General features: G+C 41.6%; 19 protein-coding genes. 9 read left to right on the top strand and 10 right to left on the bottom strand.

What is annotated here, in order from left to right:
• Positions 1-148: 148 nt before the first annotated feature.
• The 4 genes from tig to B9T36_RS13250 all read left to right on the top strand — a co-directional run bounded on the left by tig (position 149) and on the right by B9T36_RS13250 (position 4492).
• A complete protein-coding gene (gene tig / locus B9T36_RS13265; protein ID WP_086209938.1) occupies positions 149-1480 on the top strand; it encodes a trigger factor in 1332 nt (443 codons plus the stop codon).
• Between the two features lie 192 nt (positions 1481-1672).
• Complete coding sequence (gene clpP, locus B9T36_RS13260) at positions 1673-2278, top strand: ATP-dependent Clp endopeptidase proteolytic subunit ClpP (RefSeq protein WP_086209937.1); 606 nt, start codon at positions 1673-1675, stop codon at positions 2276-2278.
• 28 nt (positions 2279-2306) lie between these two features.
• On the top strand, positions 2307-3617 hold the full coding sequence (clpX, locus tag B9T36_RS13255; protein ID WP_086209936.1) for an ATP-dependent protease ATP-binding subunit ClpX: 1311 nt from the start codon (positions 2307-2309) through the stop codon (positions 3615-3617).
• 158 nt (positions 3618-3775) lie between these two features.
• Entirely contained in the window at positions 3776-4492 is a 717-nt protein-coding gene (locus B9T36_RS13250) for a DUF2846 domain-containing protein (protein ID WP_086209935.1), read from the top strand.
• Positions 4493-4497: 5 nt separating this feature from the next.
• Here B9T36_RS13250 and B9T36_RS13245 read toward each other — a convergent pair whose 3' ends face one another.
• Together B9T36_RS13245 and B9T36_RS13240 are read right to left on the bottom strand one after the other, a co-directional pair.
• Positions 4498-5046 carry a DUF2059 domain-containing protein gene (locus B9T36_RS13245; protein WP_086209934.1) on the bottom strand — a complete coding sequence of 183 codons (549 nt, stop codon included), beginning with the start codon at positions 5044-5046 and terminating at the stop codon, positions 4498-4500.
• A gap of 103 nt (positions 5047-5149) precedes the next feature.
• Positions 5150-6676, bottom strand: coding sequence for a fumarate hydratase (locus B9T36_RS13240; RefSeq protein ID WP_086209933.1), 1527 nt, complete (start codon positions 6674-6676; stop codon positions 5150-5152).
• 861 nt (positions 6677-7537) lie between these two features.
• Here B9T36_RS13240 and B9T36_RS13235 point away from each other — a divergent pair.
• Positions 7538-7816: a hypothetical protein gene (locus B9T36_RS13235; protein ID WP_017397121.1), complete on the top strand. Its 279-nt coding sequence runs from the start codon at positions 7538-7540 to the stop codon at positions 7814-7816.
• A gap of 31 nt (positions 7817-7847) precedes the next feature.
• On the opposite strand, the gene B9T36_RS13230 is transcribed toward B9T36_RS13235, so the two are convergent.
• A complete protein-coding gene (locus B9T36_RS13230; RefSeq protein ID WP_086210020.1) occupies positions 7848-8708 on the bottom strand; it encodes an AraC family transcriptional regulator in 861 nt (286 codons plus the stop codon).
• A gap of 180 nt (positions 8709-8888) precedes the next feature.
• Between B9T36_RS13230 and B9T36_RS13225 the strand changes: the two genes are divergently transcribed.
• Complete coding sequence (locus B9T36_RS13225; protein ID WP_086209932.1) at positions 8889-9794, top strand: DMT family transporter; 906 nt, start codon at positions 8889-8891, stop codon at positions 9792-9794.
• Positions 9795-9903: 109 nt separating this feature from the next.
• A complete protein-coding gene (locus B9T36_RS13220) occupies positions 9904-10407 on the top strand; it encodes a DinB family protein (protein WP_086209931.1) in 504 nt (167 codons plus the stop codon).
• A gap of 95 nt (positions 10408-10502) precedes the next feature.
• Here the strand turns inward: B9T36_RS13220 and B9T36_RS13215 are convergent, their stop codons facing one another.
• From B9T36_RS13215 to B9T36_RS13195, 5 genes are all read right to left on the bottom strand, one after another.
• Positions 10503-10919, bottom strand: coding sequence for an NUDIX hydrolase (locus B9T36_RS13215; protein ID WP_086209930.1), 417 nt, complete (start codon positions 10917-10919; stop codon positions 10503-10505).
• 155 nt (positions 10920-11074) lie between these two features.
• Entirely contained in the window at positions 11075-12088 is a 1014-nt protein-coding gene (locus B9T36_RS13210; protein ID WP_086209929.1) for a hypothetical protein, read from the bottom strand.
• Positions 12089-12293: 205 nt separating this feature from the next.
• Positions 12294-14435, bottom strand: a complete 2142-nt coding sequence (gene pta / locus B9T36_RS13205; RefSeq protein WP_086209928.1) for a phosphate acetyltransferase — start codon at positions 14433-14435, stop codon at positions 12294-12296.
• Positions 14436-14490: 55 nt separating this feature from the next.
• Positions 14491-15711: an acetate/propionate family kinase gene (locus tag B9T36_RS13200; protein ID WP_086209927.1), complete on the bottom strand. Its 1221-nt coding sequence runs from the start codon at positions 15709-15711 to the stop codon at positions 14491-14493.
• A gap of 566 nt (positions 15712-16277) precedes the next feature.
• Positions 16278-17543 (bottom strand): glutamate-5-semialdehyde dehydrogenase, encoded by a 1266-nt coding sequence (locus B9T36_RS13195; protein WP_086209926.1) that lies wholly within the window; start codon positions 17541-17543, stop codon positions 16278-16280.
• 306 nt (positions 17544-17849) lie between these two features.
• On the opposite strand from B9T36_RS13195, the gene B9T36_RS13190 reads away from it, so the two are divergent.
• Positions 17850-19181: an alpha/beta fold hydrolase gene (locus B9T36_RS13190; protein ID WP_086209925.1), complete on the top strand. Its 1332-nt coding sequence runs from the start codon at positions 17850-17852 to the stop codon at positions 19179-19181.
• A 67-nt stretch (positions 19182-19248) separates the two neighbouring features.
• On the opposite strand, the gene B9T36_RS13185 is transcribed toward B9T36_RS13190, so the two are convergent.
• A complete protein-coding gene (locus B9T36_RS13185; RefSeq protein ID WP_086210019.1) occupies positions 19249-20118 on the bottom strand; it encodes a class I SAM-dependent methyltransferase in 870 nt (289 codons plus the stop codon).
• A gap of 155 nt (positions 20119-20273) precedes the next feature.
• The gene (nagZ, locus tag B9T36_RS13180) at positions 20274-21290 is read right to left on the bottom strand and encodes a beta-N-acetylhexosaminidase (RefSeq protein ID WP_086209924.1); all 1017 of its coding nucleotides are present in this window, start codon (positions 21288-21290) and stop codon (positions 20274-20276) included.
• Positions 21291-21531: 241 nt separating this feature from the next.
• Here nagZ and B9T36_RS13175 point away from each other — a divergent pair, with 241 nt between their 5' ends.
• On the top strand, positions 21532-23727 hold the full coding sequence (locus B9T36_RS13175; protein ID WP_086209923.1) for a carboxy terminal-processing peptidase: 2196 nt from the start codon (positions 21532-21534) through the stop codon (positions 23725-23727).
• Positions 23728-23975: the final 248 nt, after the last annotated feature.

Below are 23975 nucleotides of genomic sequence, written 5' to 3'. Positions count from 1 at the left end.
GTGGGAATGTGGAGATGAGGGGAAAATAAAAAACTGCTAAAAGAATTAAAAAATATATGGTTTCAATCAGGTGTTTTGTATATCGTTCAATGTTGTCATATAATGTGGCACTTTTTAAAATTGTTATTACCAAAATATTGAGGAAGCCATGCAAGTAACTTCTGAAGCGGTTTCGGGTGTTACCCGTCGTTTAAATGTATCTGTACCGACGAGCCGTGTTAACGAGCAGTTCGAAGCTCGCTTAAAACGCACTGCTAAAACTGTGAAGATCAACGGCTTCCGTCCAGGTAAAGTGCCAGTAAATGTTGTTCGTCGTGAATATGGCGCGGGTATCTACCAAGAAGTCGTAAGCGACATCATTCGTGACACGGTATTCGAAGCAATCCAACAAGAAAAAATCAATGCTGTTGGTATGCCAAACATTGAAAAATCTGAATTAAAAGACGACGCGCTTGTATATGAAGCGACTGTTGAAGTTTATCCAGAAGTTGAAGTTAAATTTGCTGGTTTAGAAGTTGAACGTAAAGCATCTGAAGTGAACGACAAAGACGTTGACCAGATGATTGAAAACCTTCAAAAGCAACGTGCTTCTTGGACTGAAACAAAAGGCATGGCTAAAAAAGACATGCAAGTCACTTTTGACTTTGAAGGTTCTGTAGATGGTGAGAAGTTTGAAGGCGGTTCTGCTGAAGACTTTAAACTTGTTTTAGGTTCAGGTCGTATGATTCCTGGCTTCGAAGACGGCATCGTTGGTATGAAGAAAGGCGAAGAGAAAGTGATTGATGTTACTTTCCCTGAAGACTACCAAGCTGAAAACCTTGCAGGCAAAGCTGCACAATTCAAAATCACTGTGAAGCTTGTTGAAAAGCAAAAACTTCCTGAAGTTGATGCTGAATTCCTTCAAATTTTTGGTCTAACTGAAGAAGAAGGCGTTGAAAAATTAAAAGCTGACGTTCGTAAAAACATGGAACGTGAAGTGAAAAATGGTCTACGTAACCAAGTGAAGGGTGCTACTTTTGATGCGCTTGTTGCTGCAAACGAAGTTGAACTTCCAGCATCTATGGTTGCTCAAGAAGTTGACCGTCAACGTCAACAAATGATTCAACAGTTCACACAGCAGTTTGGTGCTCAAGGTGCGAAAGCATTTGACTCAAGCATGCTTCCAGATGAATTGTTCAAAGAACAAGCTGAAAAATCTGTAAAATTAGGCGTACTGGTAAGCAAGGTTTTAGCTGATGCTAAAATCGAAGTAGATCAAGCACGTGTTGATGCTTACATCGAAGACATGGCTTCTTCTTACGAAGATCCAGCTGAAGTGATCGAATACTTCAAAAATGACAAACAACAACGTTCGCAAATCGAAGCTGTTGTGTTGGAAGACCAAGTGGTTGATCACATTTTGGCATCTGCTAAAGTAACGGATACTGCTGTAAGCTACGAAGACTTATTGAAAGAGCAACAAGCTCGTCAACAAGGCTAAGTTTAGCTAAAGTAAAAAAGGCGCTTTGAGCGCCTTTTTTATTGTGATTTAGGTTTGTAAAAGGTCTTGTGTTCACAAAGCTTATGCAAAAAATATCTGTTATTTACTTGGGAATATTTTGCATTTTCAGCAATTATCCCTCATATTGTGACTATGAGTTGAGTAACAAAAAATTTAGGAATAAATAAACGTATGTATATTCCAACTATCGAAAATGCTTTAGTTCCAATGGTTGTAGAACAGTCATCTCGTGGTGAGCGTTCATTTGACATCTATTCACGTTTGTTGCGTGAGCGTGTCATCTTCTTGACTGGTGAAGTTGAAGATAACATGGCAAATTTGATTGTCGCGCAAATGTTGTTTTTAGAAGCGGAAAACCCAGATAAAGACATTCACCTTTACATCAACTCACCAGGTGGTTCAGTGACTGCAGGTATGGCGATTTACGATACCATGCAATTCATTAAGCCAGACGTTGTGACTTATTGTATGGGGCAGGCAGCATCAATGGGTGCATTCTTGTTGAATGCTGGTGCGAAAGGTAAACGTTATTGCCTTGAAAATGCACGTGTTATGATCCACCAACCGTTAGGCGGTTTCCGTGGTCAGGCATCTGATATTGAAATTCATGCACGTGAAATTCTGTTTATTAAAGAGCGTTTAAACCGTTTAATGGCAGAGCACAGTGGTCAAGACTTTGAGACTGTGGCACGTGATACTGACCGTGACAACTTTATGACAGCACAAGCTGCAAAAGAATATGGTCTCGTGGACGAAGTGTTATCTAAACGTCCATAAGTTTTAAAAGTTTAGAATTGGAGTGAATATGTCCGAACATCCTCAAGGACAAAAGCATTGTTCATTTTGCGGTAAAACGCAGTCTGAGGTCGGGAAACTGATTGCAGGCGAGGACGCGTACATCTGTAATGAATGTGTGGACGTATGCTTAGACTTGGTGCAAACCAGTCAACAAGTTGAGTCGGGTGACTGGGCTGCAAAACCATTGCCTAAACCTCACGAAATTCGTGCGGCATTAGATCAATATGTCATTGGTCAAGATGTGGCAAAGAAAACCTTGTCTGTTGCTGTCTATAACCACTATAAACGCCTTAAAGCGAGCCATGGTGGGCATAAGCACGATGAGGCTGTTGAAATTGCGAAAAGTAATATCTTATTGGTAGGGCCAACAGGTTCGGGTAAAACTTTACTTGCGCAAACGATGGCACGTCTGCTCGATGTTCCTTTTGCTATGGCTGATGCAACGACACTTACCGAAGCAGGCTATGTCGGTGAAGATGTTGAAAATATCGTGCAAAAGCTTCTACAAAAAGCAGACTACGATGTAGAAAAAGCGCAAAAAGGTATTATCTACATCGACGAAATCGACAAGATTACCCGTAAGTCTGAAAATCCGTCGATCACGCGTGATGTGTCGGGTGAAGGCGTACAACAAGCTTTACTGAAAATGATCGAAGGTACGGTTGCCTCTATTCCACCTCAAGGGGGGCGTAAGCATCCGCAGCAAGAATTTATTCAAATTGATACTTCAAATATCTTGTTCATCTGTGGTGGAGCATTCTCAGGTCTTGAGAAAATCGTACAACAGCGTCAAGAAAAAGGCGGCATCGGCTTCACTGCTGAAGTGAAGAAGAAAGATGAAGGCAAGAAATTGTCTGATTTGTTCCGTCAAGTTGAAGCGACAGATTTGGTGAAATTTGGTCTGATTCCAGAATTTATTGGTCGTTTACCTGTAATTGCGACTTTGGAAGAATTAGATGAAGAAGCCTTGATGCAAATTCTGACTGAACCGAAGAATGCATTGACACGTCAATACCAACATTTGTTTGATATGGAAAATGTTGATCTGGTTTTTGAAGACTCGGCACTGCGCGCTGTGGCGAAAAAAGCGCTAGATCGCAATACGGGTGCACGTGGCTTACGTTCTATTTTGGAAAATACGCTGCTTGAAACCATGTATGATTTACCAAGTCGTACCGATGTTGGTACGGTTGTGGTGAATGAAGACGTGATTAACGGCACGGCTGCGCCATTATTTAAGCCAGAGCGTTTACCAAGAATCGAACAGAAAGATACAGCTAAAGTTGATTTAAAAGTGATTAACTCAAAGTCCGCTTAAGTTGTTATTCATCTGAAACGTGTGAAAATCGAGTATTTTCACACGTTTTTTTGTATTCAAAAAAAAGAGGGAATGTTACTCTGCATCATAGGCTGGGATGCCTAGATTAAAACTAAAAATTCAGTATCAAAATAAAAAATATGCCGTGAGGAATAGTCATGCGTGCAATGACGATTACGCTTTTAAGCAGTTTAATTTTATTGGGTTGTCATGGGAAAGTTGCAGTGGAGCAACCTGAATTAACATCAACCCTCAGTCATGAGGTCGATTTTGATCACGACCCTAGCATGATTGAGCAGTATCGTATTGGGGTGTTTAGCGTAGGTGGTTGGGTCAATCAAAAATTAGGACAGCGTTTTCAGCGTGTTCAACCTCAACATGAACAAGCAGCGATCGTCTATCTATACCGTCCAGATTCAAAATGGAATCGTCAAGAAATTGTGGCTTCGAGCTTATTTATCAATAAAGAACGTATTCCAAGCCTGCTTAACAATCATTACTATTGGGTCGAATTGCCCGCGGGAACTTATCGTTTATCGAGCAGTCGGCCTTTGGGCATTAATCATTTCCAAAAGCCAAAATATCTCGATTTTAGTGTAGAAGCGGGGCAGTCTTATTTCATCAAGTATGATGAAGAGAACTTGGCTACCCGACGAGAGGTTGCAGGGCCTTTGGCGGTTATCCCTGAAAAAATTGCGATTCAGGAAATTGCATTTACCCAGTTAAAGTCCAACAGTTATAACTTTGTAGCTGAAGATCAACACACGGGTGAGTTACGAAAGAAAGCGCAAAAACTTAAACCTGCAAAATATGACCCAAATGAAGATGTTCAACTGATGAAGCCGTTTAAGCTGTGGAATCCTTTAACCTGGTAAGTAAACTATTTTGCTTTTTTGGCTTGATCAAATAATGGTGTAAGGGTCTTTTCAATTTGACGATTCATTTCCTGCTGAATAGCAGGATCTTGCATCATTTCCGCAGACATGGCGATGCTATTGCGCATGATTTCGCTCATCATTTTACTGCTTTTTTTATTGATAGACTGACCTAGAGGTGTTTCGAGAAACTGAATGTTGGCCAACACTTCCTCTTCGGTAAAGGTCTGCATGTAGACATCTTTTAGCATTTGCATAAATTTTGGATCTGAAATCAATTTGCTGCTAAACGATGCGGTGATTTCAGCGATTTGCTTGGCTGCTTTTTGTTGTTCAGGATTAAGTGTAGATGTTTTAAAAATATTCTTAATAATTTCTTCGGCTTGTTGGTCATAGACAGGGCGCATCTCTTGCTGAGACTGCGCTAAAGTGCCTTTAATATCGCCTAGTTTAAGCGCCTTTTCTACCGATGCTTCGGTCGCGGGTTTTGCAAAAGAAGCTGTGCTGAGGACACATAAGGCGATACCGTAAAGCATGTGATTTAATTTTTTCATTGTTGGTCTATATCTTTTGATTAAGTCTATAAAAGTAGGTAAAAAAATACCCTTAACATGAACTTAGCATGTTAAGGGTATCCAAAAAAGTAAAACTTAAGTTTTAGCCAGCTGCAGCATCGACTACTGGAATTTTACCAATTTTGGCTTGCCAAATTTTTGGTGCTGTTGCGTGAATAGAGGTACCATTCACATCAACTGCTACCGATACAGGCATGTCTTTCACTACAAATTTGTAAATCGCTTCCATGCCTAAGTCAGCAAAAGCAACCACTTCAGCTTCACGAATCGCTTTAGACACAAGGTAAGCTGCGCCACCCACAGCCATCAAGTAAGTCGCTTTGTTGTCTTTGATTGCTTCAACAGCAGCAGGACCACGGTCTGCTTTACCGATCATGCCGAACATACCGGTTGCTTCAAGTACTTGACGTGTGAACTTGTCCATACGTGTTGCTGTTGTTGGGCCAGCAGGACCAACCACTTCATCACCGACTGGATCTACAGGGCCAACGTAGTAAATGAATTTACCTTTTAAGTCGACAGGAAGCTCTTCACCATTGTTCAGCATGTCGACCATGCGTTTGTGTGCAGCATCACGACCCGTATAAATGGTACCGTTCAGAAGTAAGGTGTCGCCTGGTTGCCAAGTGTTCATTTCTTCTTGGGTGATGTTGTCGAGGTCAACACGTTTAGAAGTTGATGAATCCCAAGTGACAGATGGGTAGTCTTCCAGTTTTGGTGCTTGAATGTGTGCAACACCTGTACCATCAAGTTGGAAGTGTGCGTGACGAGTCGCTGCACAGTTTGGAATCATACCGACTGGTTTGCCCGCAGCGTGACATGGGTAATCTTTAATTTTAATGTCTAGAACTGTGGTTAAGCCACCTAGACCTTGCGCGCCAATGCCGAGTGCGTTTACTTTTTCGAAGATTTCCATACGAAGTTCTTCGATTTTATTTTCAGGGCCGCGACGAAGTAATTCGTCCATGTTGATTTCTTCCATGAGCGATTCTTTTGCAAGCATCATGGCTTTTTCAGCAGTACCACCAATACCAATACCCAACATTCCTGGTGGACACCAACCTGCACCCATGGTTGGAACAGTTTTTAGTACCCAATCCACGATTGAGTCTGATGGGTTGAGCATAGCCAGTTTAGATTTGTTTTCTGAACCACCACCTTTTGCTGCAACAGTAATATCCACTTTGTTGCCTGGAACAAGTTTGTGATAGATCACAGCAGGGGTGTTGTCTTTGGTATTTTTACGACCAAAAGCTGGGTCAGCCAATACAGAAGCACGCAGTACATTTGAGTTTTCTAAGTAACCTTGACGTACGCCTTCGTTGATTGCATCGTCTAAGCTCATGGTTAAATCAAATTTAACATCCATACCCACTTCAACGAATACGTTGACGATACCTGTATCTTGACAGATCGGGCGGTGGCCCTCTGCGCACATACGCGAGTTAATTAAGATTTGCGCGATCGCATCCTTCGCAGCTTTGTTCTCTTCACGATCATACGCACGGCTCATCGCTTGGATAAAGTCTTGTGGGTGATAGTAAGAAATGAACTGAAGCGCGTCTTTGACCGATGTGATCAAATCATCTTGCTTGATAATAGTGGTCATACAAATATCTCTTGAGCGGGCTGATAGCTAGCGGGCTAAATTATAAGACAAAATGTCGAGGTTGTGGATGTTTTACGCAGCCTTTGGGCGAAAGTTTAATAGTTGAACAAAATTGACGAGAAAGTGAGGTCATATAAGGTTGTAAATATGACAAAATTGCCTAAGTTGAATGAAATATTTCATGCTAAAAGTGAATCAATAGGTATAATTTTTATATTAAGATTTTGAATATATTGAAAAAATACTAACATTTAAAATATGACAATATTGTCATAAATTTGTCATAAAACTTTCGCATAATGCACTTATCAAACTACAGGACATCGAACATGTTGACAGGTTTAGTGATGGCTGCGGGCTTTTGTGTATATATCGCAGCGACTTGGATGTACGGTCAAAAAGAAGATCAGGCTTAAGTTTTATCTTCTTTTTTTGTTTTAAGCTCTCTTCAAATCTTCAAATCTTCAAATCTTCAAATCTTCAAATCTTCAAATCTTCAAATCTTCAAATCTTCAAATCTTCAAATCTTCAAATCTTCAAATCTTCAAATCTTCAAATCTTCAAATCTTCAAATCTTCAAATCTTCAAATCTTCAAATCTTCAAATCTTCAAATCTTCAAATCTTCAAATCTTCAAATCTTCAAATCTTCAAATCTTCAAATCTTCAAATCTTCAAATCTTCAAATCTTCAAATCTTCAAATCTTTAAATCTTTAAATCTTCAACTAGCTAAAGATTGTTTAACGCCTTAAGATTCCAGATTTCAAATCTTAAAACAAATACAATGAAATATTATTCCTCGACTTCAGCCTTGCTATTTATCGGATGCTTTTTCTTGTGGTCTATTTTCCTGTTTTATTTAATGGCTCAAAAGCATGCAGGCAATGTCATTGTCGAAGATATATTTAAATTTAATTTTTACTGCATGATGCTTGCAATGTTGCCTTTGCTTTTGAAAAAAGCTCCGCCTAAAAACGATGTCGAGATGACGATTTTTGAAGAAAAGCAACATATGGAAATGCGCCATCAAGTCCTGAGCCAATCTGCTCAAGAGCGTCGGAAAGCTTATTTGATGAGTGCATTTTTCGGTTTTTTAATGTCGAGTCTAATGATGAGCTTTATTTTGATGTTAGATAAATAAGCTGAATGTGAGTTTATCCGATCTAATTTTTCTAACTTTTCCGCATTTGGGATGGAGAGTAGCCAAAGTGCTTTTTAAAGCGATGACTAAAATGGCTGCTGGAGCTAAATCCATACTGTTCCGAAATCTCCGTCATATTGGCAGTCGTCTGCTGTAGAGCTTGGTGTGCCAGTTCCAGTCGACGTTGCATCACATATTGGTGTGGTGGCATTTGCATGGATTGCTTAAACATATGGGCAAAATGATATTCACTGAGCTGCGTTTGCTCGGCCAAATCTGACAGAGTCAAGCTTTGCTGAATATGTTGATCAATCCATTCTAATAATTGTTTCAGGCTATATGGAGACAGCCCGCCTTTGACTTCAGGGGCTTGCCACTCGGTATGGCTATAATTTTTAATCAAATGATTGAGCAGAAGTGTCGTGGCAGTACTCATCTGCAAATGATTTTCCCTGTTCTGCCAAGCCCCATTGAGTAAAAAGTGTCGGTAGATCATAGCAATCTGTGGGTCGGCCACGAAACTTTGTGGATTTAAAATGATTTGGCTTGGCTCACGATCCCACACCTGTTCGGCGACGCGTTGTAGATGTTGCTCAGTATAGTACAGATGCACAAAAGTCAGGGGGTCACGCAAATCCCAAGTTGACTCAAAATCTTGTGGCATCAAGCACATATGATCTGGCCCACCGCCATTATGCCAGCCTTGAGCTGTCTTTTGATAACTGTGATATCCCCCTTGAATGTACATGCTAAGGGTATGGTGGTTACTGCAAACACTGACGCGGTCTTGGTTGTTTTGCCACATGGCCAACTGCATGCCTGAACCTAACTCGACCGAGTCGAGGAGTTGGGCTTTATGTTGTTGTAATTGATCTAGAATCTGATATTTCATCATCTATACGCAGTGCCGAATGGAAGAATGAGTGTAGGACTTTGATTTCATTTTGTCATCTATATCCGAAAACCAGTAAAAAAACCACAAGTTCATGATAGTGACCACAAGAAGGTGCAAGCAATGGAACAGCTAAACCAAGCACAATAGTGTGAGTGGTTTAAGTTGGATTGAAAGAGTATGAATGCGCTGTTATATGCTTTGGTGGTCGTGGTTTGGGGAACAACATGGATTGCGATAAGTCTGCAACAACAAAGTGGAATATCGACCAATGTGGCAGTGTTTTGGCGTTTCTTTATTTCAGCTCTGGTGCTCTTTGCTTTTGTTGTGTTGTGCCGAAAACTGCAAAAATTGGCTGTAAAAGATCATCTGTTTTGTATGTTACAAGCGTGCTGTATTTTTGGTTTTAACTTTGTCTGTTTTTACTATGCGGTGCAATATATTAGTAGCGGTTTGGAGGCCGTTATTTTTTCGATGGCGGTCATTTTTAATACCCTCAATGCCAAACTATTCTTTGGACAACAGGTTTCTACACGTTTTTACCCTGCGGCTTTACTGGGTGGATTGGGGATTATTGCCTTGTTTTGGCATGATGTGGTGGGAAGTACCTTAAACAACCATACGCTGATAGGGATTGGTCTTTGTGTGTTGGGCACTTATGGTTTTTCACTGGGCAATATGATCAGTGCGCGTCATCAAAAACACGGTCTGGATATTTTCACGACCAATGCTTATGGCATGCTATATGGTTCACTTCTGATGGCGTTGATTGCTGGATTTAAACACGACGAGTTTTTCCCCGCTATGGAATTTAGTGCAGTGAGTGCTTTATTGTATTTGGCTGTTTTTGGTTCAGTGATTGGCTTTACTGCTTATTTCTATTTGGTCGGAAGGATTGGGGCAGGCAAGGCAGCTTATAGTACCTTGTTATTTCCGTTGGTGGCTTTGGTGATTTCGACCCTTTGGGAAGGGTATCAATGGCATATAAATGCGGTCATTGGGGTGATTTTGATTTTATGTGGTAATGCAATTTTCTTTATCAAGGCACCCAATTTGAGGCTGAGTCAAATGTTGAAGCGAAGCTGAGAGTGTATGAGAAAATTAAAAGATATTCTGCACTATAAATGAAAGGCTTAGGTGTTTTTCATCCTGTGTATTATGCTCATTTTAGAGAACTTCATGTATGGCTTTATAAATGGATTTAAAAACGTTTGAATTATTCGCTCGTTACAACGTATGGTCTACTCAAAAATTAAACCAAGCTTTAAAAAATGTCTCTGATGAAGATTTTAATGCTGAATGCGGACTGTTCTTCAAAACTATTTCTGGAACGTTGAATCATTTGCTTGTGGGGGAGCATTATCTATGGTTTCCTCGGTTTTCATCGAAACCATCGCCTCTACTGAAGTTAAATACCATCGTAGAGAGGGATAAAGATAAACTCATGTTTGAGTTAGAAAGCAGAGCTCACCATTGGATAGACTTTTTAAAACATGTTGATGTGGAAAAATTTGGACATGATTTACACTACAAAACATCGGCTGGACTAGAAATGAGCCTACCCTATGCTGCTACATTATTGCATGTGTTTAACCATGCAACGCATCATCGGGGGCAAGTCACAGCAGCTTTAACTTCAATGGGCTATCCATGTCCAGAGATTGATATGGTGTATATGTTGATCGAAGACCGTCAGTAAATTAAACAGAATAGTTATCACCGTTAAAAAATAGACATAAAGTCTTTGTTAATAAACACTATTTTAGTTCTAACGAATATAAAATCTTTTCCAAATTAGGGTTCAATTTTTGATTTAATAAACGTTAGTAACTCTTGGAATAATGGATGCCATTCAGCGCTTGGTGACTCAAACAGAGGGTGCCAAAAGAAATTAAATTCTAATCCACCGTCATCATTGCAAAAATGTGTCCAATGCTCTTTTAAAGCTTCTGTGCTATGGCAGATAAATACATGCCAGTTCGGGCCTTGCTCAGATGGATGATGTAAACCTAAATATGAGTGAATATGTGCAGATAAAATACCAGACTCTTCGTAAAGCTCCCGCAGAGCCGCTGTTTCCAACTCTTCATTCACTTCAACTGTACCTTTTACGATTTGAATACCCGCAATTGGATGCTTAAACACTAATATTTCTGTTTTTTGATTGATATTTCGAAATATAACTGGGACGACTTTTTCGATTAATGTCATTTTTGAATTTTATCCAAGAGGCAAGTCGGTACACTACTTAAAAGGTAGATAGGGTCATGGATATGGTCGCGGGCTATATTGGAGCATCTAGTTATCAAAAGCTATTAGGGCGTTTTTCGACTAAAAATAGCATTCACCAAATACACATGCATTCATCATGATGCTGTATTAGCTTTAATCCGAAGCGCTTCCATCTCAATCTCAACCATTTTTTGAGAATTGTCATGTTTATTACTCAACTCAGCAAACCTCTGTCGATCTGGTGAGTCCGATAGGATGATATTACCCATTTCAATTTGAAGATTATTTTCTTCTTTCAACTTTTCACGAGCGGCTGTGACTTCAGCGCTTTTTAGAGACACAGCATCGTAATTTTGATTCAGACTTTGAATGCGTTTGTTTGATTTTTCAATTGCAGTTGTCAACGCATTCATATCATGCGTTTCCAAGGCATGTTTTATCTCCATCATTGAGCTTTCAGCTTCTTGTTTGGTTGCTCTTGATTGTGCTCTGAGTGCAATGAGGTCATGTTTGATGTCTGCGGCATTATCTTGACTCAGATGTGAGGTGCTATGGGGTGGAGTATGAGCTGTAACATTGAGCTCAGGGTCTGATTTTACCTGTTGTCGCGTGTTGTTTAATGCCCCTGAATTCAGTTGAGGGTAAATCATGTGTTGTAAGGCTCTCATTTCACTGACAGAACTTTGTTGTATCACGCTGATTTGCGCTTCTAATCCAGTGATGCGATCCATCTGTGGTGGATTTTTAGTATTTTCTTGTGCGAGCTCAACTCCCAGAAGATGGACTTGCTTAAATTTTTCACTGAGCGCAGCAACCTCATGGCTTTTGAAGTGTGTTGCATCTAGTGCAGCGTTAAACTCAAGTGAGTGGGTTTTCAGTTGCTCAAGTAGAGCAGGTAGGGCATCGACTTGTTTATTTTGACGAGCTTCTTTAAGTGCGTCTTGTGCACTCAAAATAGCTTGAGAGTTTTTATTCGCAATCTGATCCAATGCATCAAGATCAGTTTTAATATCCGTTGGATTGGCTGTACTTAAGTTTTTATGTGTTGGTGTTGAGTCTGATGATATTTGTTGCTGTTGATTAGACTCACTGCATGCTGTCAGAGAAAATGTTGCTGTCAGTAGAATTGGAAGCCATTTTTTATTCATTATGAGACCAATGATTTAGAATTTAATTATATGGCTTGAGTATATTGTTTAAGTATCTGAAAAGTAAAGCCTTACCATTTTTCTGTGTTTTGATTATGCCCATAAATATAAAGCAGTTAAGCTTTGGCTTCATATTGTTATGCGCTATAAAATAAAAAAACCACCCAACTGTTTAGCTGGATGGTTTGGATCACATCAACTCGATTTAAGCGGTTGCTTGCTGTTCCGCTTGAATTGCAGTGAGTGCAATCGTAAACACGATGTCATCCACCAAAGCGCCACGAGACAAATCATTTACTGGTTTATTCAAACCTTGCAACATTGGGCCCACACTCACAACATTTGCAGAGCGTTGTACAGCTTTATAGGTTGTATTTCCTGTGTTTAAGTCAGGGAAAATAAATACATTTGCACGACCTGCAACTTTAGAATCAGGTGCTTTCGAGCGTCCGACACTTTCAACCGATGCTGCATCGTACTGAAGCGGCCCATCAATCAACAGATCAGGACGACGTTCTTTCGCTATACGTGTTGCCTCAGCGACTTTCTCTACTTCAGCACCAGCACCAGAGGTACCCGTTGAGTATGAGATCATTGCAATACGTGGGTCTAAACCGAAAGCTTTTGCTGAGTCAGCCGATTGAATCGCAATTTCAGCGAGTTGTTCTGCGTTTGGATCTGGGTTAATGGCACAGTCACCATAGACATAGACTTCATCAGGTAACAGCATAAAGAACACGGAAGAGACCAATGAATACTCAGGCGCGGTTTTAATGAGCTGAAATGCTGGACGTACGGTATTTGCAGTGGTGTGTATTGCACCTGAAACTAAGCCGTCAACTTGATTGAGTGCTAGCATCATGGTGCCGAGAACGACCGTGTCTTGCAGTTGTTCGCGTGCTTGTAGCTCATTCAGTTTGCCGTTTCGTAGGTCCACCATTTTTTCAACATAGTTTTCACGAATCAGATCTGGGTCAATAATTTCTAAGTCATGTGGAAGTTCAATACCACGTGCTTTCGCCACTTCAACCACGGCTTCAGGTTTCGCCAATAAGATACAGTGGGCAATACCACGAGATTGGCAAATGGCAGCAGCTTGAACTGTACGTGGTTCATCACCTTCGGGTAGAACAATACGTTTCTTCGCAGCAATTGATTTTTGAACCAATTCATGGCGGAAAGCTGAAGGGGAAAGGCGTGGTTGGTACGATCCGTTCAACATCTCAGTGAGCCATGCCTCATTGATATGGCTTGATACAAAACGGGTAACTTGTTCTGCACGCTCAGTATCATCGACCGGAATTTCGTTGCTGAGATTGGCTAAACTCTGCGCGGTGTCAAACGTGCTGAGTGATGTATGTAAAATCGGCAAGCCTTGTTTAATCGCTGTTTGGCAGAACGCGAGCACTTGCTCGTTTGGTGTATGGTGCTCGGTCAGTACGAGCCCTGCTAATGGTATACCGTTACTGCTGGCTAAGCTTGAAGCTAATAGCACATCAATACGATCTGATGCACTAATGATGAGCTCACCTGCGACAAACTTATGAAGTTCGTGCTCAATATTCGATGCAATTAAACTGCTATGTAATACACGACGTTGTGTTGCATCGCCTTGATTGATCCATTCTGCCTGAATATGCGTAGCTAAGTCCGACATACGCGGTACGCTAAGCGTATTACTAAACGGAACTAGACCAATTACTGGCAGTTTGTCTGAACCGAGTTTTGGATGGGTCTTTTGGAGTTCAATAATGAACTTATTGGTATCGCTAACTAAACGGAGACTTGGGTCAATCGTCACAGGAATATGTGCCGAGTCATCAGGTAAACCCTTGGTACGCATTAATAACACACCTGCGGTTCGCTCTGAACTTGCACCACCAAAATAACGGAGTTGCCTATCAACTTTCTCAGCCGTCGCACTTGGTTTATTAATGTCTGCATTGCTGACGATGATCACTTTAGCATCGAGCGCTTGGGCAAGTTGCGCGTTTAGTTCAGACGCAAAAGAATCACGGTTGTTTGGGACTAAACCTTCAACGATAATCAGGTCATGCTTACGTGCAATGGTGCGGTGTAGGCGAACTGCATCTTCAAGTAACTCATCATTTTCACCTGCGCTAAGTTGCTGCAAAATAGTGTGATAATTAATGGGTTCAACAGTTTCGTTTTTAGACACATGGTGGTAGAGCGCCGTTGTACGGTCTGCGCCCGCCGTGAGTTCTTGAGAGAATGGTTTTAAAAAGCCAGCTTTAACACCTTGGCATTCCAGTGCATAAACCAAACCTAGGCAGGCTGATGTTAAGCCTACACCTTCCCCAGTCGGCACAAGTAAAATTGTTTTCATATATTTATTCGTCATACAAGAAATTAAAACAGACTTGAACGAATGTAACGACCGCTTAAGCGATCGCTACATTGTCTTCAGACTTTTTTGCAGCAGTTTGAATCACCTCATTGGCTACAACATGCTCAGTCTCTTTCGCAATACGGCCTTCTTCATCGGTTGGTACAACCCAGATCTGTGGACCTGTGCCTGCATCAATACGACCTTCAGTACCACGCTTTAGATTGTCATTGGCTTCTTTGCTAAAGTTGAAACCAAAGTGTGGGAGGTAAGCAATCGTTTTCTCGCGAATATATGCAGAGTTTTCACCAATACCGCCAGTGAAGAATAGACCATCCAGTCGTGGTAAACCACAGCTCAGTGCAGCTAAAGATTTTGCAAGGCGATAGCAGAACACTTCAATGGCTAAAGTTGCATCTTCATCACCTTGTTCAGAGGCTTCGATCAACGTACGCATGTCATTTGAAAGATCAGACAAACCGAGTAAGCCTGATTGGCTATTCAGCATTTTATCAATTTTATAAATATCCCAACCTAAGTTGTTGGCAAGGAAACTATGTAAGCTTGGATCGACATCACCGCTACGGGTGCCCATCACGACACCTTCAAGTGGCGTTAAGCCCATTGAGGTATCAACACTTTGCCCATTCCAAATTGCACAAGTAGAACTACCATTACCCAAGTGTGCTGTTAACCAGCCTCCTTGTTTAAAGCTACCTGCCAGTTCTGAACCGCGTTCAGACACATAAGCATGGCTCGTACCGTGGAAACCATAGCGACGTACATTGTGCTCAGTATATAAGAACTTTGGTACAGCATAGCGGTATGCATGCGCAGGCATGGTTTGATGGAAAGCCGTGTCAAACACAGCCACTTGAGGTAGTTCTGGAAATAAACGCATAGTTGCGTCAATCCCAACCAAGTGAGCTGGGTTGTGGAGTGGTGCAAGTGGTGTCGCTGCACGAATGCGTTCTACAATTTCTTCTGTTAAAAGCTCAGCTTTGGTCAATGTACCGCCATGTACGACGCGGTGACCAATGGCTTGAGGGTTATAGTGTGAAAGACGTTCTAAGATCGTTTCCAATGCTTTTTCATGATCGGCGTGTGGAATCGACAATTCAAGGGGTTGACCACCCGCTGTAATGCCTTTGATACGAGCTTCAGCAGAACCTAAGTTCTCAGCTAAACCAAAAATACGATCTTCACGACGTTCAGAAACGAGTGCATATTTGATTGATGAAGATCCGCAGTTAATTACTAATACTGATGTAGACACGTTTTAATACCCGATTCTAATTGAATTATCCGTCCTAGAACTGATCTTCATGCAGTACGTTCTTATGCAATCTTGATCATTTTTTATGTTGTATCATGTGTATATTTTTAGTCCTAGATAGACTTTAGGTGATTAGACTTAAGCACTATCGACCGTCTGATGAATAATAATTAAAATTTATCGGTTCATAATTTTCATTTATTCATGAAATGATGCCGAAATATTATTCACGTTCAGCCTTTCAAAAATAGCATGCTGTATACCCAAAGCAGTTAAATAGTTTGTGGCATTCCTGTTTGTTTTTGATATTGCATCGAAGATCAGCACAACTTCAATACAATGAGTGCAATCATAAAAAGTCATGACATCACTTTAGTTAGACCATGTCATATCTCAACCATGGTTCTCCTCAGTTCCAAAGCTCTAGTCAACGACAAAGAATGAGAGGCACTTCTGATATAGATGGTGCTTTTGAGTTTTATATTTTAGGGAATTATTCAGATATAAAAAAATGTTCAGCCCTTCGAGGAGGGCTGAACATTTTGCCTAAATATCAGTCGGAGTGATTATTGGCGAATTTGACCATCACCAAATACAATCCATTTTTGTGAAGTCAGGCCTTCTAATCCAACAGGTCCACGTGCATGGATTTTATCAGTTGAAATGCCAATTTCAGCACCTAAGCCATATTCAAAACCATCGGCAAAACGGGTCGAGGCATTGATCATGACAGAGCTTGAATCAACAGCGGCCAAGAACTCACGAGCTAGAGAGTAGTTTTCGGTAATGATTGAATCGGTATGATGTGAGCCATATTTATTGATATGCTCAATCGCTTCTTCCATACCCGATACCACTTTCACGGCCAAGATTGGACCAAGATATTCGGTGTACCAATCTTCTTCTGTCGCTGTTTTGACGTCTGAACCTAAAATTCGTTGAGTTTCAGCACAGCCACGTAATTCCACTTGTTTTTCTGTATAGAGCTCAGCGACACGGGGTAAAAACTCATCCGCGACTTTTTCATCGACCAACAAAGTTTCCATTGCATTACATACACCGTAACGGTGAGTTTTTGCATTGAGTGCAATCGGGAGGGCTTTTTGTAGGTCAGCTTGCGCTTCAACATAAACGTGACAGTTCCCATCCAAGTGCTTAATCACAGGGACACGGGCTTCATTGCTGATACGTTCAATCAGGCTTTTGCCTCCACGTGGAACAATCACATCAACAAATTCAGTGAGTGTAATCAGTTGACCCACAGCTGCGCGGTCTGCGGTGTTAATGACTTGAACCGCATGTTCAGGTAAACCTGCCAGTTTTAAACCGCGTTGAACAGCTTCAGCTATTGCTTTGTTGGACTCAAGTGCTTCAGAGCCACCACGTAAAATAATGGCATTGCCAGACTTCAGTGCCAATGAAGCTGCTTCTAGAGTCACGTTAGGGCGAGATTCATAAATCATGCCGACCACGCCTAAAGGAACGCGCATTTTACCGAGCTGAATTCCAGAAGGGCGATAGGCCATATCAGTGATTTCACCGACTGGGTCTTTCAGGCTAATGACATCTTTGAGACCTTGTAACATGCCTTTGAAGCGTGCGGGGGTAAGTTCTAAGCGATCAAGTAAGGCACTGTCTAAGTTGTTGCTGTGGGCTTTATTCATGTCTGCTTGGTTTGCCGTTAAAATTGCGGGCTCACTGTTGACTAAAGCAGTATAAATAGCTGACAAAGCATTGTTTTTAGTTTCGGTAGAGGCGCGCGCCAAAATACGAGAAGCTTGACGTGCTTGCTGTCCTACCGTGTGCATGTATTGTTCAATCGACTCTTGCATAGCGGTTTGATCACTTAGAAATTTCACTAAAGATAGTAACAGTCTAATACCCGACCGCATAGTCTCTACATGAAAAATCCAGCAGATAAGGGAACCTATACATATTTTGAAATTGTTTTTTATCTAAAACATGATGAGCGGTTGCACAACCTGTTGCGCGTAAAAGAGTGCTCTGTATAGAATGAATTTTAGGACATGAAGTCCTCGTATAATTATTACAACATTGAAACCTTACTGATCATGGTCAAGGTGCCAGTGAATTTCTTGCAAAACAAAAAGTATAGGCAAGAGTAAGAGGGAAGGAACATGAATTCTATTATTCAAATGGATGCCGAGCTAGATGAATCTAATTTACGTTTAGGTTTTTTTGATATTTACCATCGGAATAGTTTTAAAGATCCTGCGCGAACCACATGGATTGAGGGCTGGAAAATTGAATATATGGCGATTGCTCGACCAGAGTCATTCCATCGCACACCTATTGTAATCATTGGTGGGGCATTTCAAAATTTTAACTCTTATAAGTATTGTGTGGAACAGCTTTTAGATGCAGGTCCAATTATTCTGATTGATTTGCCGTCGATGGGGGCAAATCAACAAATTCGTAATATTGATACCAGTCTGTCTGCGGGTACCTTAGAACTGCGTGATCTCGCACAAATGCTCGGACTTTGGTTAGATATTGAGGGCTTAGATAAAGTGTCAGTGATGGGCATGTCGCTGGGGTCGGTGGTGGCATCCTGCCTAGCGGATCAACGCCCTGAGTTGATAGATCGCATGATTTTGATGGGTGTGATGCAAAAGACCCGTAAAAGCTGGCGGATGTTGCTAGAAGAATCCTTACACCTGATGCGTGAACAACGCATGGATGAGTTTGGTCAAGCAGTGATCTTGTATTTGGTCAACCATGCTCAAATGGATAAAACCCGAATGTCACCTACCGCCAAACGTTTGTTCTTTAGGCAGATGGCTGACTTTACTGGAACTGAGCAAGAGCGCTATGAAATCAACTGTAATCGTTTGCTCCGTTTAACGGATGTGCCAATTCCGCAGTGCAAAGTATTGGTGGCCTGCGGTCAATATGACAGCTTTACCTTACCGCATGAAAATGCCAATTTTGCTTTGCAATGCCCTAATATGGAATATGCACAGATTGCCAATGCAGACCACGTGCCACAGTTGCAACGGCGTAAAGAAACCATGCACTTGTTTGCGACCTTCCTAAAGGATGAGTCGATTCAAAATTTAGAGGGCATTATTCCATTTAGTCGAGCACAACTGCTGACGATGGAACGTCGGGGCGAAGTGCGAATTCAGATTCAACAACCTGAAACCTTTTTAAGCTATCGCCATTCAGATTTGGTCATTTCAACGGAAGTGGTGGACTTAAACTATTTTGGGGTGCTTTTACGCTTTGGGTCAGACTTGGCTGCTGTAGCGGCTGAATATCCACGTGATTTGGCTTTACACTTAAGTGATGAAGAAGGTGAGTTTCAGATCGAATGTTTAATTTTTGCTGAAGATGGCCCGTATCTCAGAGCCTTATTTAAACATGGCAGTTTTGAACTTGCTGAGCGTTTACTTCGTTTCGTTGCGCGCCAAAAACAAGAACTGGCATTGCTTGAAGCTGTAAGTTAGTTCTTGTTTAAAATAAAAAAACAGCGTTAGAGCGCTGTTTTTTTTATGGATGATTTTAGCCTCTGTCTTAGACTGAATTCGGTTTTTGCCATTTGCTATGAATGATCCAGACCAAATCGCCTAAGTGTTCTTGTGCATCCAAATGTTGATATGTCTTCTGAGCGATATGAAGTGTTAAGGTTGGTTGGTGAACGGCAACGGTATGGAAGCCCGCTTGTTTGAAAAACTGAGTAGCTTCAGGTGGACTGACAAAGTGAAAGCCAAAGGCGCTACGTGACATCCATTTTAACAGTTTGCTACTGCTCCAGATAAAGTTAGCGAGCTTATTTTTCACAGGTTCTGGGTAGAGGTCAGTTAGATAATATAACTGATCGAACTGTTGCCCATATTCTACGATGCCTTGTAGCAATTGAGTCAGCATGTCTTTATTAAAATAGTTGATTAAACCTTCGCTCACCACCACCAATGGACGGTTTGGATCAAACACTTCAAAAGCACGAGCAAAATCTGCGCTAAACAAGTCGGCAGAAAGCACGGCTGGACTGGTCTGATCAATCTGTTTTAAGGCTTGGGTTTTGATTTGTGCCATATCGGGTAAATCAAGTTCTCGATAGTCAATGTCGGGATACTGTTGGCGGAAACTCCAACCCCGAGGCGATAGGCCACTGGCAATTTCTAAAATTTGTAAGTTCGGGTGTTGTTTTATGAGTGCCCCAAGTTGCTCATCTATCATTTGGTGACGCTGTTTCAAGGTGGTGCGCATACTGCCACCGACATGTTTCTCCGCCCAACTTTCAAGTGGATGTACCAGTTTGGCCAGAAACTTCCCTTTGCTGGTGGCAAATACAGGATGTGAGATGCCCATGCTATACCAAATATAACCCGTATAATGTGCAGTAAAAGAGATGTGGCGGTGAACCGATAGGGCGTCTGTCATGGTATCCGTACCTGAGATTTTATTGTTTTCGTACTGTTGTGTGGGCAATGCAGTGCAAGCCATTTTATTTAGCATTTATCATAATGAAAAAAGGACATCTTGTGATGTCCCTTTGTCCGAAATATCGTGTTAGACATGGCCTAGGATATAAGTGTTTAACCTAAGCGGAACAGCTCGACTTGGTCACGGACTTTGGCCCAACTCTCACCTAGATGCAGCGTCGATGGAACGTTGATGTTTGGAATCTGACCACGCATGCGCTCTAAGCGAGCTTGGTTTGGTAGGGCAAGCTGACTGATCCCTTCCAAAGCCACACATGCTGCAGCTCGGTCATTACACACTAACCCCATGTCACAGCCTGCATGGAGTGCGGCTTGAATGCGTGCATTGGCTCCACCTGCGACACATGCGGCCTGCATGCTTAAATCATCTGAGAATAAGACACCATCAAAGCCTAGTTGTTGGCGCAAAACAGTTTGAATCCAATACGGTGAAAAACCCGCAGGGTTGGAATCAACTTGGTCATAAATTACATGCGCAGGCATGAGTGCATCCAACTGTGGCATGAGTTGGATAAAGGTCTGCATATCTTTGGCATAAATTTCATCATACGTGCGTGAGTCGATGGCTGCTGCGACATGCGAGTCTGCTTTGACTGAACCATGACCAGGGAAATGTTTGCCTGTCGACGCCATGCCTGCGGTTTTCATCCCTTTGAGAAAAGCACTAGCCAGTGGCACGATATCTTGAATATTTTTGGCAAAGCCACGGTCACCAATCACATCACTGATATCATTTAAATCCAGCACAGGGGCAAAGCTAAAGTCGATGCCAACTGCGAGTACTTCTGTCGCCATCAGCCAGCCAGATTGTTCTGCCAAGTTTAAAGCTTTTTCAGGTTCGCTTAAGAATAGCTCGCCAAACTTGCCCATAGCAGGGAGTAGGCTAAAACCCTGTTTTAAGCGTTGCACACGTCCACCTTCTTGATCGACTGCAATCAAAATATCAGGGCGGATTCGACGCATATGGTCGGTCAGAGCGCGAACTTGGGCAGGAGATTCAATATTTCGTCCAAATAAAATCATGCCACCGACTTGCGGTGCTTGTAATAGTGCAATATCTTCTTGAGTAAGTTCTGTGCCTGCGATGTCGAGCATCAATGCGCCAATCATATTGGGTGTCCATATTTGATTTTTTGGTCAGTGACTGTTTTGGCTCTGAAAGGAGAGCGAAACAGGTCGTCGAAAACAATACCCGAATTTTGCAATGATTTGCTACATTTTGTCAGCACAGATTATGATAAAACTACACGACATAAACAGATTAAGTTGTTTAAGATTTTGAATATTCTCAATTCATGTCGAAAAATGACATTGTAATTTTGGTCAAAAACCAAGGAACTAAGAATTATTTATGAAACTTCAAACCATTGCTTGTGCGGTTGCAATTGCAACGGGTGGATTCTTTTTCACTCATGCCATTAATGAAGCCATTGCAGCGACTGAACCAAGTGCTGTAACCAAACAAGCTATTGTTCCGTCGCAGGAACAGGCTTTGGTGTCTCGTCAACTGGCGACCTTGGTTGACCGTCAACATTATCTTAATCAGCGTTTAGATGCGAAGACATCGGCACGGATTCTTGATTTTTACTTAGACAGTCTAGATCCAGATCATTCGCTCTTTCTTGCCCCTGAAATAGAAAATTATAAACGTCAATATGGCTCAACCTTTGGTGTGGCTTTAAAGGCAGGTGATTTAAGCGGCCCGTATGCGATTCATGCACAATACCGGGAACGTTTAACCCAGTTTTATACCTATATGCTGGATGAGCTGAAAAAACCGCAGAACTTGAAACAAGCTGATGTTTATATTGAAACGGATCGTGAAAAAGCACCGTATTTTGCCAATGAAGCAGCGCAGCGTCAGCATTGGAACAAAATGCTAGTTTCACAGTTGATCAACTTGACGATTAGTAAAGAAGAAGAGTTAGCGAAGCAAAAAGCACTGAAAGCCAATCCAGAATTGGCCAATGGTCAAGACCTAACGAGTCCTGAAGATTTAACCCCAGTACAAACCTTAACCAAGCGTTATACCCGACAGTTAGAACGTATTTCGCGGGTGAAAAGTGATGATGTGTTAGATAAAACACTCAATGCAATGACTTTAACCTATGACCCGCACAGTAACTATTTCCCGCCTGTCGATGCGATGGAGTTAAACCGTCAAACCACGTTACAACTTGAAGGGATTGGGGTGTCGATTCGACCTGAACGGGGCAATGAAGACTACACCAAGATTGAAACCATTGTAGAAGGTGGTCCTGCAAGTAAGTCAGGACAAGTGAAGTCTGGTGACCGTATCATTGGTGTGGCGCAAGACGGCGAAAAAATGGTGGATGTTATCGGCTGGCCAAGCAATGAGATTGTTGGGCTTATTCGTGGTAAACGTGGTACTAAAGTCACGATCCGTTTATTGGGTGCTGGCGCTGCTATGAGCCAAGCACGTAGTGTGACCATTACTCGAGATGTGATTCAAGAAGAAGATGCAGGTGTACGTTCCCGTACCGTGAATATAACTCGTGATGGACAGCAGTACACCTTTGGCGTAATTGAAATTCCATCATTCTACTTGAACTATCGTGCACGCCGTGCGGGTACAGAATATCGTTCAGTGTCTGAAGATACCAATAATGCTTTAAAATCCTTAGCAGCTAAAAATGTATCGGGAATTATTATTGATTTGCGTAATAACCCTGGAGGGTCACTGGAAGAAGTGGCTCGTATGCTTGGACAGGTGATTAAGTCAGGCCCTGTAGTGCAAATTCGAGATGGTAATGGCAATGTCAGCGTTTTCGAAGACGATGATAATGGTGCGCAAACCTATGCAGGTCCATTGGCAGTCATGGTGAATTTGGCATCTGCATCTGCCAGTGAAATTTACTCTGCTGCGATTCAGGATTATGAGCGTGGGATTGTGATTGGTAGTACCACCACAGGTAAAGGAACGGCTCAAGTTCAGCTCGATAATTTGGCACATGGTCAAGCGACATTGACGCAGCGCAAGTTCTATCGCGTCACGGGTGGCAGTACCCAAAACAAAGGGGTGATTCCAGACGTTAAACTGGTGGATATCTATAATGACGAATTTGGTGAGCGTAAAGCCAAAAATGCGTTGGAGTGGGATACCATTCCGACAGCACCATTTAAACGTGAAGGCAGTATTATTCCTTATGTGAAACGTTTAGGTGAGTTGTCTCAAGCACGGGTTAAAGTGGATCCGCAGTTTAACTATTTGGAACAACGCAAAGAAATTTCGAAAAAGACTGAAGAGCAAAAGCGTGTTGTATTAGATATTGATCAACGTAAAGCTGAATTGATTGCACTTGAAAAGCAAACTTTGGATGCTGAAAATAAGCGCCGTCAGATTGCAGGGCAAAAACCATATGCAAACTGGGAAAGCTATCAAGCCGCGATGGAAGCCTTAGTTGAGGAACGTGCCAAAATGAAGGCAAATCAACGACCAGCTTTACCTGAAGATGAAGCGTTCGTCACAGAGTCAGCGAACGTTTTGTTAGATTATGCGAAGTTGCAAAAAGGTACAGTGAAGTAGTTCTTTTTTGGACAAATAAAATAAAAAGCCAGTTTCAACTGGCTTTTTATTTTAAAGTGTGACTTAAGACACAAATGTCAGTTTTATCTACAATCTAACCGATCTGAACTGTAAAATAAATCTATAAATTCTAATAAGATTTTTACGTTTTTTTCTTGACCTGAAACTATTTGTATAAGATTCTTAATCAGGTAACAATGCTTTTCGCCTTTGATAAAAAGGATATATAAATGAAGAAAAAGAGCAAT

It is taken from the genome of Acinetobacter sp. ANC 4204, assembly GCF_002135205.1.
In the GTDB taxonomy this organism is placed as follows: domain Bacteria; phylum Pseudomonadota; class Gammaproteobacteria; order Pseudomonadales; family Moraxellaceae; genus Acinetobacter.
This window is presented reverse-complemented; position numbering and strand designations above follow the sequence as displayed.

Coding starts and splice junctions, on each gene's coding strand:
- pta (WP_086209928.1), bottom strand. CDS start 14,435: ATGAAAACAATTTTACTTGTGCCGACTGGGGAAGGTGTAGGCTTAACA.
- B9T36_RS13250 (WP_086209935.1), top strand. CDS start 3,776: ATGCGTGCAATGACGATTACGCTTTTAAGCAGTTTAATTTTATTGGGT.
- clpX (WP_086209936.1), top strand. CDS start 2,307: ATGTCCGAACATCCTCAAGGACAAAAGCATTGTTCATTTTGCGGTAAA.
- B9T36_RS13210 (WP_086209929.1), bottom strand. CDS start 12,088: ATGAATAAAAAATGGCTTCCAATTCTACTGACAGCAACATTTTCTCTG.
- B9T36_RS13195 (WP_086209926.1), bottom strand. CDS start 17,543: ATGCAAGAGTCGATTGAACAATACATGCACACGGTAGGACAGCAAGCA.
- B9T36_RS13185 (WP_086210019.1), bottom strand. CDS start 20,118: ATGACAGACGCCCTATCGGTTCACCGCCACATCTCTTTTACTGCACAT.
- B9T36_RS13230 (WP_086210020.1), bottom strand. CDS start 8,708: ATGAAATATCAGATTCTAGATCAATTACAACAACATAAAGCCCAACTC.
- nagZ (WP_086209924.1), bottom strand. CDS start 21,290: ATGATTGGCGCATTGATGCTCGACATCGCAGGCACAGAACTTACTCAA.
- B9T36_RS13225 (WP_086209932.1), top strand. CDS start 8,889: ATGAATGCGCTGTTATATGCTTTGGTGGTCGTGGTTTGGGGAACAACA.
- B9T36_RS13220 (WP_086209931.1), top strand. CDS start 9,904: ATGGATTTAAAAACGTTTGAATTATTCGCTCGTTACAACGTATGGTCT.
- B9T36_RS13190 (WP_086209925.1), top strand. CDS start 17,850: ATGAATTCTATTATTCAAATGGATGCCGAGCTAGATGAATCTAATTTA.
- B9T36_RS13235 (WP_017397121.1), top strand. CDS start 7,538: ATGGCTCAAAAGCATGCAGGCAATGTCATTGTCGAAGATATATTTAAA.
- B9T36_RS13240 (WP_086209933.1), bottom strand. CDS start 6,676: ATGACCACTATTATCAAGCAAGATGATTTGATCACATCGGTCAAAGAC.
- tig (WP_086209938.1), top strand. CDS start 149: ATGCAAGTAACTTCTGAAGCGGTTTCGGGTGTTACCCGTCGTTTAAAT.
- clpP (WP_086209937.1), top strand. CDS start 1,673: ATGTATATTCCAACTATCGAAAATGCTTTAGTTCCAATGGTTGTAGAA.
- B9T36_RS13215 (WP_086209930.1), bottom strand. CDS start 10,919: ATGACATTAATCGAAAAAGTCGTCCCAGTTATATTTCGAAATATCAAT.
- B9T36_RS13245 (WP_086209934.1), bottom strand. CDS start 5,046: ATGAAAAAATTAAATCACATGCTTTACGGTATCGCCTTATGTGTCCTC.
- B9T36_RS13175 (WP_086209923.1), top strand. CDS start 21,532: ATGAAACTTCAAACCATTGCTTGTGCGGTTGCAATTGCAACGGGTGGA.